Raw genomic sequence first — 13489 nt, forward strand, 5'->3', positions numbered from 1 at the left:
GTCAACACCCACAGCATCCCGGGGTCCTTCTTCGTCGTGTACGCGGTGGTCTCCGCCGCGCTCTCACCCTTCAGACACACAGATCTGAGGTGGTCAGTTTCGACGAGCAGCTCTGGTCAGTTTCGGACGAGCACCGTCAGCGGCCTGAAGACCGGCGATTTGCGGCTTCCTACACCCCGCAACAGCGGGAGGTGCTGACAAATGAGGCCCATCATCACGAGCCCAGCCTCCATCTTCTGTCGTGACGACGAAAGCTTCCTGCGCGGGAAAACGGTCGGCCCGCTCGAACAGCACTATCTGTCATCGCTCTGGCCGATGCAGCTGGAGATGGGTCTCGACTATGTCCGACCGCGCTCCGCGGTCAAGGATCCGGTCATCCTCTTGCGGACGCTCCGCGCGATTCTCCGCCGATGACGCTACGAAACCAGAGCAGAGTTCGAGCCAGGCCCTCGTCCAGTCTTACCGCGGGCGCCCAGCCCAGCACCGCCCGCGCGCGGCTCAGGTCTGGCCGGCGAACGTGTGGGTCGCCCTCTGGGAGGGGGCGGAATGTCAAGCTAGTATCGGTGCCCACCAGGGACAGGATTCGCTGGGCTAGGTTCAAGACGGTCACCTCCTCGTCATTCCCCAGGTTGACTGGAAGGTGTTCATCCGATGCCAGGAGCAGAAGCACTCCGCTGACTAGGTCGCTGATGTAGCACAGGCTCCGGGTGTGCGAACCGTCTCCATACACGGTGACTTCGTCTCCGAGAAGCGCCTGAGACATAAAGTTCGGTACCGCACGGCCGTCGTTAGGGCGCATGCGCTCACCGTACGTGTTGAAGATACGCGCAATCCGGCTGTCCAGGCCGGCTCGGCAATATGCCATGGTATATGCCTCGGCGCAGCGCTTCGCTTCATCGTAGACGCTGCGTGAACCGACTGGGTTGACATTCCCCCAGTAATCTTCTCGCTGTGGATGCTGCTGCGCGTCTCCGTACACCTCTGACGTCGAAGCCAATAGGAAACGTGCTCTGTGGCTACGCGCGAGCTCCAGCATCGATCGTGTGCCGGCAGTGCCAACATCGAGCGTTGCTAACGGGTGCGCGTTATAGTCCGCTGGCGAGGCAGGAGAGGCGAAGTGCATGACGGCGTCCACATGGCCGGTGACCTCCAAAGGCACCGTGACATCATGCTCAAGCACGGTGAGAGCATCGTAGTCGCTCACATGCTGCAGGTTTGCGAGACGCCCCGTCAGAAAACTGTCGACGGCGACGACGGCGTCGCCTCGGTCGAGCAGCGCCGTAGTCAGGTGGGAACCGATAAATCCTGCAGCGCCAGTGAGCACGACTCTCATCGGCCGACACCGGCGTACGAGAAGCCCAAGGCGCGGAGTTCGTCGGGAGAGTACATGTTCCGACCGTCCACTATCACCGGGCGCCGCATAACGCCCTTGATTCGAGGCATGTTGAGCTGGCGGAATTCGTTCCACTCAGTCACAACGATCAATCCATCGCAACCCTCAGCCACCTCATACGCGTCCTCGCAGAGCACCACGTCAGGCAGGTTCACGCGCGCCGATTCCATTGCCGCGGGGTCATAGGCACGAACCAACGCCCCACGCTCCTGAAGGGTTCTGACGAGCGCGATCGACGGCGCTTCACGCATGTCGTCAGTGTTGGGCTTGAAGCTTAGACCGAGCAATCCGATGGTGCATCCCCGGACAGTGCCCAATAGGTTGCTGAGCTTCTCCACTACGAGCTGGGGTTGGCCATTGTTGATATCCATGACCGCGTGCAGCAGTTGCGGTTGAGCGCCCGACTGCTCCGCCGAGCGTGCAAGCGCAGACACGTCCTTCGGAAAGCAGGATCCACCATACCCCAGCCCGGCATCAAGGAAGGACGCGCCAATGCGGCTGTCCATTCCCATTCCTTCAGCAACTACCTTGACGTCAGCGCCCACACGCTCGCAGAGCCTTGCGACTTCGTTGATGAAGGAGATCTTGGTGGCGAGGAAGGCGTTGCATGCGTACTTGATCATCTCCGCTGTTTGCAGGGTAGTCACAAGTACCGGGGCGCCCAGGGGCGCGTACAGCTCGCCTACGCGTGAAGCGGCCTCCCGGCCTCGAGCGCCTAGCACGACACGGTCTGGGTGCATGAAGTCAAGGATTGCCGACCCCTCTCGGAGGAACTCCGGGTTTGAAACTAATGCGAATGCAGGGTTGCCAGTAGCTGAGCGGACGATCTCAGAGACGATGTCGCCGGTCCCAATCGGCACGGTGCTCTTGTTGACGATCACTGCGTGGCTACGAAGGTGCGGGGCGATAGCAGCAGATGCAGCCCGTACATTGTCTAAATCAGCAGCTCCGGTCGAGTCCATCGGCGTGCCAACGGCGATGAATACGAACTCCGCGGAGGGAATCGCCTCAGCGTAGTTGGAGGTAAAGCGAAGACGACCAGCCACCGCGTTGCGGGTCAGCAGCTCCTGTAAATCAGGCTCATAAAACGGTGCCTTCGAATCTTGGAGGCGCCGAGTTTTCTTGACGTCCACATCCAACCCGAATACGTCGTTTCCTAGGTCGGCGAGGCAGCTGGCCGTCGTAAGCCCGACGTACCCCATACCAACAACGGCGATGCGGCTCACCAGTGGGGTCCATGACTGGCGCGGTCCTCGCCGCGACGGAGCGAGTGGCCGGAGCCGCTTGCGTCTGCGCCTGTGATCGGTGGCTGGCCCGGTGCGGCAATCGCGCGGCTTCGGGCACGTACGGCGTCGGAAATGGGGAATCTACCCAACGACCGGATGGGGGTGGGCTGACGGTACAAACTCCTTGTTCGCTGCCTGCCTAAGGCGACCGCGTAGGTGATCTACATTCGAACTCTGAGAGATCACGGCGAGTTCCTGGACGAGTTGAGCGATTTCGTGGCGTTGATACGTTTCAACGCCCGTCACAGCGCTAACTTTCGCGTGACTTGTTGGAGCCAGGACCTCGGCCGTGCCGACGAGCTCCTCGCGAAGCCTTTCGCCGGGGCGCAAACCAGTGAACACGATTTGGATGTCCTCCGGAACGCGGAGCCCGTGCAACTGCGCGAGCCGCGTGGCAAGCGTGACTATCCGGACATCCTCTCCCATGTCCAGAACGTACGTCGTTCCTCGCTCCGCGATTGCCGCGCCTTGGAGAACCAGACGCACGGCCTCATCAACGGACATGAAGAAGCGATGGACATCAGGGTGGGTCACCGTCAGCGGGCCCCCCTTCTTGATCTGTAGCTCGAATCGTGGCAAAACGCTGCCACGGCTACCTATCACGTTCCCAAAGCGAACGGCTGTAAACAGAGTCGGCGAATCCCGCAGAGCGCTCACGATATGCTCTCCGAGGCGCTTCGACCAGCCGAGCACGCCGACGGGATCAGTCGCCTTGTCGCTTGAGATGAGCACAAAGGTCTCTGCGCCAACCTCCTCCGCAGTGCAGGCGCAGATCCAGGTCCCGGAAACGTTGACGCGGACCGCCTCGTGAGGTTGCTCTTCGACCAAATCGACATGCTTCAGCGCTGCGGCATGTATGACCACCTCGGGACGCATCTCGCGGAACGCTCGCTGAATGCCGACCTCATCATGAACTGAAGCCACCCGCAAAACCAACTGAGACCCCGCTGGCCCGAGAGCGTCCCGAAGGTCGGTGAGGCCACTCTCATTGTTGTCGAGCATCGTCACGACCGCTGGGCCGAGCGCGCGTACCTGCCGTACCAGCTCGCTTCCGATTGAACCAGCCGCGCCCGTGATGAGTATTCGCTTGCCCTCAAAGGTAGCGCGCAGAGCCCCCATGTCGACGGTAACCTCAGGGCGACCCATCAAGTCTTCGATCGCGACATCACGCAAGGCGATTCGCCCAGTGGGGTCAGCGAGCATCGCGTGAACGGAAGGCACCACAAGGACGCGAGCACCTACGTGGCCGCCCGCTCTTATCAGTGTCCGAATTGTCTCGCGTGGTGCAGAGGGAAGCGCGAGTGCGAGGTTCTGCGCGGACGTCCGCTTCATTGTCGTTGCCAAAGCAGACCGATCGCCCAGCACGGGAATCCCGGCGATGTCGCGACCAACCTTGCGGCGATCGTCATCGAGGAACGCGACCGGGCGAAACCCCGCGCGCTCAGTCTCCAACTGCCGAACCAGCGCGACACCGGCGAGGCCGGCGCCAAAGATAACGAGCGGCTGCCCCCATGCACCCCAGGAGACGCTCTTGCGGAGACGCGGAAGGAGCTTGATATGGCCGAGTGCGAGGTACCCAAGGGCGCCGCCTATGAGCAGGGCGGACAGCGGCAAGGGCCGATCGGTGCGAAACGGTAGAAATTCGACCAATGCGATGAGAAGGACGGCGGTCGTAACGGTTATGGCAAGTTGAACCACATCCCACACCGAGGCGAACCGCCACACGATTCGGTACGTCCGGTAGAAGAGCACGCTGGCCGTGTAGGCTGCTGCGATCAGTGCAGCAGACAGCACTGCTCGTCGGCCGGTGTAGCCAGCGGGAATGCGGCCCCCGTAGCGCACGAGGAAGGCAGCTGCGAAGGCGGCTTCGAGAATCACGATCTCGACCAGCCAAGTAGGCGCGTGGATCGAGAGCCCACTCGCCATCCGGGCGAGGATTGCGCCTGGTCCGAGGACTGGCCGGGAGGAGGGTTCGGAACCGCCCCCTGCCGAACCGCTGAGTGCCGGCGATGTGGATTCAGGGCTCATTGCTGTTAGAAGACACCAACTGGGCGGAAGTCGTGCAATCGTCGTGCTAGTTATCCGCTCCGGAGCGACAAATGATACCGGGTACGCACTTGACCTGCCTCGTGTCTGGGGTGCTTGAGCGCGCCGGGCCAATTCTGAGCGGTCGGGCCCGGTCAGCGGCATCACCACTCTGGGCGGGCGGTTCGCGCAGGCAACACGTAGGGTGGGGCTAAGAACCTCAAGCTTGCGCATCGTATTCATCGGTCGGCTGCTGCCCTTCAACTACGGGATGACGCGGCGCGAAATATGTGGGAGCCGTGTTGTCAGTACTAAGATGTCACGTCGACGCCTGCTGGTTGCTGCCGTTCGGGGGCGTCGCTGTGCTGGCTTCGGCCGTCATCGGCTAGGAGACCGCCAAGCCCCCCTTGTTGCCAAGGCGTGCCAAGCGGGCGCGCTGTTCGTGGCGCAAGATAGGCACCGCGACCGGGTTCCGGACGAGGCGACGATCTTCAAGGTGGTTGTCTCCCCCGCCGACATCACCGGGAACAGTGCAGACGTCGACTCGTTAGTGAACGACCCACAGGCGGTCCGAGGCGAGGTCGGAGACCCAGTTGTTCGTCCGGTTGCCCGGTAGTCGCGCCACCCCCATGATCGGCCACGTGAGCGCGTTTGCCTGCTTTTCCCAGGTGAGCTTGTACCCGCCTCCGGGGGTTGCGAACGGCCCGCTGTAGTCGAACTGCAGCGTCACGCTCTGGCCGGGCGGGACGGTCAGGAGGTAAGCAAAGTCGGCGCGCAACCCTACCGTTGTGATGTCCTCCGCGCTCACTGCCTGAGTTAAGCCTTGTGAAGTCAGCGTGATGCCGTCCAACCGAGCTGTCCCAGGCACCAAGACCTGGACGTAGTCCACGTACTGACCGCCGAGCGAACGGGTCAGGTTGAGCTTCGCGGGCTCCGTTTGCGCCGGATAGCGGTAGGTCAAGACCAGGGTGTCGTGCACAGTGCCGTCGACGGCGACGGTGGCTTGGAGAGCAAATCGACGATCAACGAACAGATCCTGTTTACCCCCCGACAGGTTCGCGTCCGCAACGAGCAGACCATCCTGGGGCGGGTTAGCCAACTGGCCGCCGGCGCCAACCGTGGTCACGACGCCCTGCAACGCCGCGTCGGTGAAGTTCAGCAACACATGCTTCTCCTGAACGCCCCGCCCGAGTGCGCCAATCAGGGCGTTCAGATCGCCGCTGCCCGGCTTCAGCAGCCGGTCGAAGAGCAGCTTCGCGAAGGGCGGCAGGAAGGCCTTGCCGGGGTCACCGGGACGGGCGTGATTGGTGATGTAGTTGATCTCGAGCAGCGCGTTCGCGGCGCTGATCGTTTGCGGGTAGGGCGGCACCCGAACCGGTCCGATCACCTGGAGCATGTACGAGAGTGCGACGGGGTCGACAGAGATCACGCCATCGACCGCGTGACCGGTCGCCTCCCTGTACATGCGGCTGACCGTCGCGGCTGACGTGGGGAAGTCAGGGGACCAGTTGGCGTCCGACAGCTCCCATGGGACGCCGCGGAAGAGGTAGGTATCGAGAGGCCGCGGGGCTGGTTCGGGCGGGATCTTGCCGTTGTAGACGCCCGAGTCACTGAACACCTCCGAGGTGATCTGACCGCGCTGAACTACGACGTCGCCGACGGCTCCGATGAAGCCACCGCCAGGCCGTTCCTCACCCGGGTTGCTGACCAGCACAAGGTACCGGCGCTCCGTACTCCCCAGTGCCGACGGTGCCACCGACAGGAAGTTGAGCGCCAGATGGGCGCTTGCCGAGAGGCTGGTGCCCTTCTGCTGCAAGGTGGAGCGCACCCGATCGAGGGGGCCGACGAGGCCACCGCCAGGAATCTCGGCAATGGCTCTGTCGAGTGCGGTGAGGTCTCCCTGTGCGGCTCGGATCGCCCCTGATTCCGCGCTGGAGGCTTGCCAGAGCCGGGCGAGCGCGCCGCCTGCCGCTGCGGTGGAAGGGACCACCCGTTGCAGCACGGGAAGGAGGTCCAAGCCAAGCTGGGAGCCGTAGGCCCCGGCGTGGCGCATCGCCTGGGCCGCGCGCACCTGGTCGCCAGCCCACGGCAGCCGATCGACCACGGCAGCCACCCAGCCGGTGTCGAGGATCGACGACTTCGTGGTGAAGTCATCGCGAGCTTGACGAAGATCAGCGGCGGCGGCGGCGAACCTGCTGCTATCGCCCTTGGCCAGGGCCAGTTTGACGTCTGTCTCCGCCTGCACGGCTGCGTTGCGCCCGTCCTGCAGCGCTTGGCTGGCTGGGAGGTACTGGACCACCAGGTCGATCGCCAGCGCGGCCAGACCCAACAGCGCGACCAGGCCCCCTGTGGCCAAGACGCGCTTGACCGACCAGCCCCGCTGATATTGGAGGTGTAGCGGCAGCTCTACCGGCGCCGGTGGCGCAGACGAAGCCGCCCGGTGATGGCCACCGACACCAGGACGATTGCTCCGAGGATGCCGACCGCGGAGAGGGACGACGTCGGCTGGATCGCTGGGAGCGTGCTCAACGCGGCAGCGTCGTTGTGCTTCGTGGTGCCGCTACCGCCGGTGGGGGCACCACTTGTGTCGCTCTTGTCCTTGTCGGTCTGCTTGCACTGCACTTCAACGGTGGTGCGGGCGGTGGCGCCAGTCTTCATCTCCTTGCCGATGATGGTGACGTCACGAGAACCGCGATCGTCCTCATCGTCGCCGGAGCAGTTGAAGGTCGCCGCGGTGAACGTGGCGTACGCCTTCCCGTGCGAATCGGTGGTGGTGCACTGCGGCGTCACTGTCCCGCCGCTCGTTGGGCGGACGGAGAAACAGATCTGCTGGCCCGACCTCGGGTTGTCATCTTTGTTGATGTCGTGATCGGTATACGTGATCTTGCACGAACCGCCGGACTGCACTTCGTCACGGGAGCAGTCGATGCTCTCGTGCTCCTTGGGTGTGGGGTAGGCATGCGCGACGACAGACGTTCCGGCCACGGCAGCCACAGCCATGGCCGCAATCAGCATCCCCTTCAGCAGCAGAGTGCGACTACGAGGAGTTCCCGCGGTCATTACCGTCCCCCTTTGGTCGACCGGCCTACAGTGGCACACGGTAACAAAGGCGCCGGGCGATTTGTGGAGCGATCTGGGCGCTGACTGCCTGTTTGCTTTGCGCGGCCGACCCGCTACACTCCCCACCGCGGACGCGGGATGCCCACCGAGAGGCGTTTGGCGCGGACCGCAAGGAAGGGGATCTCGTGTTCGTTCAGAAGAACATGTCGCGTCGGCGTCTGACCGTTGCTGCCGTCATGGGCTTCGCCGTGCTCGGCTCGGCCGCCATCAACCAGGGCGCCTCGCCGCCGGTGGCGTCGGCCCTCTCGCCGACCACCGCCCACGCCGCGGCGGTGAAGGCGTGCCCGGATGCGACCACGCTGGTCACCACGGCCCATACCGCGAACTGCGAGCCCACCAACCAGCCTGAGACCTTCGCCGATCTCGCCTCCAAGGCCAACAGCTACGCCTCTCGCTCGACGGCCCCATTCAGCTCGGTGGCGCCAGGCGCGTACATGGCGGCCCTGAAGCAGACGGCCGCGTTGGTCGCGCCCGGCGGCATGCCCGGCAGCGGGCAGACCTGGGCGCCCTACGGAACGGCTCCGCTCTGCGCCCATCAGTCGACGGGCGGGACGAGCCCATGCCCGGCTGCCGGGCCTGACAACGGCACCTACTCGAACGTGGGCGGCCTCGGCTTCGTCACCCTCTCGGGCCGGATCACCAGCTTCGCGTACGACCCGAGCATCGCCGGCCGCTTCTTCGCCTCCCCGACCGCGGGCGGCGTGTTCGAGAGCCTCGACGGCGGCAGCACCTGGCACTCCATCGGCGACGGCCTGCCCACCCAGGTGGTGGGGGCGATCGCGTACGACGTCCCCCTGCACCGCCTCCTGGTGGGATCGGGTGACAACTCCTTCGGTGGCGATGGCATCTCCGGCCATGGCTTCTTCACGAGTGACAACGGCGGCGGCGCCTGGAGCATGTCGACCGGGTTCCCGGACCTGGCGACGACCTTCAAGGTGGTTGTCTCCCCCGCTGACATCACCGGCAATACGGTCTACGTCGCCAGCAGCAAGGGCCTGTTCAAGTCGAGCAATGGCGGCAACAGCTTCGTCAACGAGAACCTGCCGACCACCCCGGCCGGGTACTCGCCGAACTGCGCCGGCGACACCACGACCCCGCTCTGCTTCTTCGCCAACATCGTCACCGACGTCGTCGTCAAGGGCGCCATCACCTCCGCCAACGCCCCGGCGGGGTCAGTGATGGCGGTGGTGGGCTGGCGCGCCGGGCAGAGGGCCGACAGCCAGGGCAGCTGCACGATGAACGGCAACCCCACCCCCTGCCTGCAGGCGCCGCAGAACGGCATCTACCTGTCCAGCGCGCCGGGAACCGCCGGCAACCCGGGGAGCTTCGTGTTCCAGGACGAGGGCTCGGGCCCGGCGTCGATGCACGGCTTCGCCGTCAACCAGAAGGTGGGGCGCACCGCGCTGGGCGAGGCCCACGGTGCCGGCCAGAACCAGGACGCGGTGTACGCGCTGGTCGAGGACGCGCTCAAGTTCCAGGGCTGCTCCGACGTGCTCGACACGGGAAAGCAGATTCCCTGCAACGGCACCACCGGCACCGGCACCGGCCTCGCGCTGGCGACCTACCTCGACGGCATGTACGCGTCCTATGACTTCGGCCGCAGCTGGACGAAGATCATGGACTACACGCAGACCAAGTACCTGCACACCAACAGCGCGCTCGTCGGCCAGGCAGGCTACAGCCCCGGCATTCAGAGCTGGTACAACCTCTACGTCGAGCCGGATCCGTCGTTCCACGACAGCAGTGGCAACCCGCAGCGCGTGGTGTTCGGGCTCGAGGAGATCTGGGAGAACAACCAGCAGGATCCGTTCCAGCTCGCCGGCCAACCGAACTCGATCCTCCACGATCCCTGGCAGGCGCACCAGACGCAGTCGGTCGCCACCGACCCGTGGGTGGTGATCGGGCGGTACTGGAACGCGTGTGCTGCGCTGAACACGGGCGTGCCGTGCAACTTCAACGCGCAGAACCCGCCGCCGGTCGGCGCGATCACCACCACGCACCCCGACCAGCACGCGGCGCTGTTCGTGCCCGACGGCCAGGGCGGCGTGACCCTGTTTGCCGGCAGTGACGGCGGGGTGTTCAAGCAGCACGTCGGTCCGGGCGTTGACTTCAACAACAACAACTGGGGCGACGGCAACAACCTCGGCCTCTACTCGCTGCAGCCGTACGACGCCGAGGTGGCCAACGACGGCACCGTCGTCGCCGGCAACCAGGACAACGGCGAGATGAAGATGCGCCCCGGCGCGTACGCGGCCGAGATCTACGGCGGTGACGGCTTCTTCACCACCATCGATCCCGCCAACTCCAACAACATCATCGAGGAGTACACGTACGGCGCCGCCAGCGTCACCAATGACGGCGGCACCACGTGGAATTCGGTGCCCACGACGAGTGATATCACCGGCACGAACGCGGACTGTGGCGGGCCGTCCACCAACCTCTTCGCGACGCCGATCGAGCAAGACCCGACCATGGGACACCACGTGGTGATCGGCTGCCAAAAGATCAACGAGTCGGTCGACGCGTACAACTCCGCGGGCACGTGGGTCGCGGTGTACGACCTGGGGACCTACACACCCCCCGGCGGCTCGAAGGCCATCCCCAACATCCCGTCGGCAGTGGGTGTGCGTGGCGCCAACATGTACGTGGGCTACTGCGGCTACTGCGACGTGGTCACCGGGGGGCTGCCGTTCCACAGCGGGCTGGCCACCAACGTGGGTGGCTCCGCCCCGCCGGCCATCGGCACCGGCAGCGGCTGGCATATGGCGTCGGCGCTCTGCAGCGGGTGTGGCACGACCAACGGGCTGCTTCCCCAGCGGTACATCACGTCGACACAGATCGATCCGATCGACCCCAACACGGTGTACGTCACCCTCGGTGGCTATGGCCGGCGCTGGATCCCGCCGGGAGCGCTCGGTGACGCCACCGCCAACGTCGGCACCGGGCACATCTTCAAGAGCACGGACCATGGCGAGCACTTCACCGACATCACCGGCAACCTGCCCGACCTCCCCGCCAACTGGACCCTGGTCCACGCCGGCAACCTGGTGGTGGCCACCGACGCGGGCGTGTTCGAGTCGACGGGCACGGGCGGCGCCAACTGGGGCGTCGTCGGCACCGGGCTGCCGAACACCCCGGTGTTCACGCTGCGCATCAACCCGACCAACCCTGACCTCATGGTGGTGGCCACCTACGGGCGCGGCGTGTACCAGTACGGGTTCACGACGCTGGCGGCTGCCGTGCCGGAGTCGTGGCTTGTGCCGCTGCTGCCGTTGATGGCGGTGCCACTGGTGGGCCTGGTGCTGTGGCGGCGCCGGCAGCGGGCGACCGTGTTGGGAACGCACCCCGCGTAGGTCCTGCCGGGCGGGCGGTGCCGGGCGGTGGTACCACCCAGGGTGCCACCCCTTTGAATCGCGTCGTCGCGGGCCGGTCACGAGAGGGGCCAGGGTTCGGCGCCGCTGCTATCCTGAGCCGCGACGCGACGGTCCGGAGGCCGTCTTCCGCTTCGGCGGGGCGCCGACCCCCACGCGACTTCCAGCGCCCGCCTCCAGCCCCCTGCGATGCACATGAGAACGCGCCGCCTGCCCGCGGCCCTCCTCCTCGGCGCCCTGAGTGCGTCGCTAATCGTCGCCTCGATGGGCGCGATCGATGGCCGCGCGGCCTGGGCGAAGGCGACGACGCCGCCCGGGCTCAACGCCGGGCGGATCTGGTCGCTGGCGTCCTCACCGAAGACGGCGGGGCTGGTGGTGGCCGGGACGGACCATGGCGTGTACGTCACCACCGACTCCGGCGCGACCTGGACCGCGGGCGGGCTGCCGGCGACGCTGCGGGTGTGGGCGGTGGGCTTCGACGTCCGCAACCCCGCGCGCCTGCTGGCGGGGACGGACGGGAGCGGGGTGTTCCTGAGCGTGGACTCGGGGGTGAGCTGGACGGCGTCGTCGTCCGGGCTGAGCGACAAGACCGTGCGCGCGCTCGCCTTCGGCACCGATGGCGTCGCTGCGGGCACAAACCACGGCGTGGCGCTGAGCCCGGACGGGGCGGTGTGGCACGACGGGGGGCTCGATGGCGACTCGATCTCGTCGCTGGCGATCGCGGCGAACACGCCGTCGCTGGTGCTGGTGGCGGCGACCGACCGCGGCGACCTCTCCGCCGGTTACCTCTTCCGCTACGGTGCGTCAGGGACAACCTGGCAGGCGCTGCAGAGCGGGTTGCCCTCGGCCGCGGTGGTGACGTCGGTCGCCGCCGGACCACTCTCCACCTCGGTGACCAAGCGGCCGCTGGTGGTGACCACGTCGAAGGGGACGTTCCGCAGCGGCGACGGCGGGGCGACCTGGACGGCGAGCACGGGCGTGCCCGAGAGCCTGATCCTGACCACGGCGGTGATCAGCCCACTCGACCCGTCGCTCGTGTACGCCGGGGCGGACCAGGGCGGCTCGAACGGCGGCGATCTGCTGCGCTCGACCGACGGAGGAGCGTCGTTCACCGCGGCGGACGCCGGACTGCCCACGAACACGCGCGAGGTGGTGGCGCTGGCGGTCGAGCAGGTGACCCCGCCGGTGGTGCTCGCCGCGCTCGACCCGGCCGCGGGGGGGATGGTGTATTCGGAGACGGACACGACCGCGCCGGCGCCGCCCGCTTTGGTGGCCGAGGCGCCCGGGCAGACGATCCCCGCCACGCTGGCCACGCCAGTGCCGACCGCCCGACCGTCTGCGACCGCCCGGGCGGTGGCGCCGACGCCGGAGCCGTCGTCGGGGCTGGGTCAGTTCCTGGGGTCGGCGTTTCACTGGCCGGTGCCGCTGGTGTTCGAGGTGCTGTTGGTGCTGGCCATCGCATACCTGGGGGTGCGCTGGCGGCAGCGGTACTACGTCGAGGGGCCCCCGTAGCGACCGCTGGCTAGGATGACTGCGTGATTGCGCTGGTCGGGCCATCCGTGCCTCTGGCGTTCCTGGCGGGGCTGGTGTCCTTCCTCTCGCCGTGCCTGTTCCCGCTGGTGCCGGTGTACGCGGCGTACCTGGGCGGGCGGGCGTCGACGCTGCCGGCGACGCACGCATCTGTTGCGGCGCTGGCGGGCGCCGGTGGCAGCGGGTCCGTGGATGTGGCCGCAGCGCGCTCCCCGCGCGGGCGGGTGGCCCTGCGCGTGCCGGTGCTCGGCAACGGGGTGGCATTCGTTGCCGGGTTCATGGTGGTGTTCATCGCGCTCTTCTACGTGCTCCAGGCGCTCGAGGTGACCTTCCTGCTGCACCACCAGACCGCGGTGAACCGCGTCGCCGGGGCGATCATCATCCTGCTGGCGCTGCAGACGATGGGTGTGCTGCGCATCCCTCTGCTGATGCGCGACTGGCGCTTCCACGGCGCGCCGCTCGCCGGGGGCGGCACGCTCGGCGCCTTCCTGCTGGGCCTGACGTTCGCGCTGGGATGGACGCCCTGCATCGGCGCGCAGCTCGGCGCCATCCTGCAGCTGGCGGTGAGCGGTGATTTCGGCGGGCTGCCATTCATGCTCGTGTACTGCGCGGGGCTGGCGATGCCGTTCCTGCTGGTGGCGGTGCTTGCGGATCGGATGCAGGGGGCCATCCGCGCGGTGAACCGGCACATGGGTGTGATCAACATCGTCGCCGGCATCCTGTTGCTGGGCTTCGGCTTCCTGCTGATCAGCAACGAGATCACC

The 13489-nt window shown here is 66.3% G+C and carries 8 protein-coding genes; 3 read left to right on the forward strand and 5 right to left on the reverse strand.

The window, feature by feature from the left end:
• Positions 1-373: 373 nt before the first annotated feature.
• From JF886_RS12675 to JF886_RS12695, 5 genes are all read right to left on the reverse strand, one after another.
• Positions 374-1333, reverse strand: a complete 960-nt coding sequence (locus JF886_RS12675) for an NAD-dependent epimerase/dehydratase family protein (protein ID WP_337313010.1) — start codon at positions 1331-1333, stop codon at positions 374-376.
• Positions 1330-2619, reverse strand: coding sequence for a UDP-glucose dehydrogenase family protein (locus JF886_RS12680; protein ID WP_337313012.1), 1290 nt, complete (start codon positions 2617-2619; stop codon positions 1330-1332). The genes JF886_RS12675 and JF886_RS12680 overlap by 4 nt, the downstream gene beginning before the upstream one ends.
• A gap of 141 nt (positions 2620-2760) precedes the next feature.
• On the reverse strand, positions 2761-4605 hold the full coding sequence (locus JF886_RS12685) for a polysaccharide biosynthesis protein (protein ID WP_337313014.1): 1845 nt from the start codon (positions 4603-4605) through the stop codon (positions 2761-2763).
• A gap of 646 nt (positions 4606-5251) precedes the next feature.
• Positions 5252-7060 carry a DUF4012 domain-containing protein gene (locus tag JF886_RS12690; protein WP_337313016.1) on the reverse strand — a complete coding sequence of 603 codons (1809 nt, stop codon included), beginning with the start codon at positions 7058-7060 and terminating at the stop codon, positions 5252-5254.
• 50 nt (positions 7061-7110) lie between these two features.
• Entirely contained in the window at positions 7111-7764 is a 654-nt protein-coding gene (locus tag JF886_RS12695) for an Ig-like domain-containing protein (RefSeq protein ID WP_337313018.1), read from the reverse strand.
• A 203-nt stretch (positions 7765-7967) separates the two neighbouring features.
• On the opposite strand from JF886_RS12695, the gene JF886_RS12700 reads away from it, so the two are divergent.
• The 3 genes from JF886_RS12700 to JF886_RS12710 all read left to right on the forward strand — a co-directional run.
• The gene (locus JF886_RS12700; protein WP_337313020.1) at positions 7968-11177 is read left to right on the forward strand and encodes a beta propeller repeat protein; all 3210 of its coding nucleotides are present in this window, start codon (positions 7968-7970) and stop codon (positions 11175-11177) included.
• A gap of 213 nt (positions 11178-11390) precedes the next feature.
• Positions 11391-12707, forward strand: a complete 1317-nt coding sequence (locus JF886_RS12705; protein ID WP_337313022.1) for a WD40/YVTN/BNR-like repeat-containing protein — start codon at positions 11391-11393, stop codon at positions 12705-12707.
• 23 nt (positions 12708-12730) lie between these two features.
• On the forward strand, positions 12731-13489 hold a 759-nt coding region (locus JF886_RS12710; protein ID WP_337313024.1), incomplete at its 3' end, for a cytochrome c biogenesis CcdA family protein.

The organism is Candidatus Aeolococcus gillhamiae (assembly GCF_016464765.1).
GTDB lineage: Bacteria > Chloroflexota > Dormibacteria > Aeolococcales > Aeolococcaceae > Aeolococcus > Aeolococcus gillhamiae.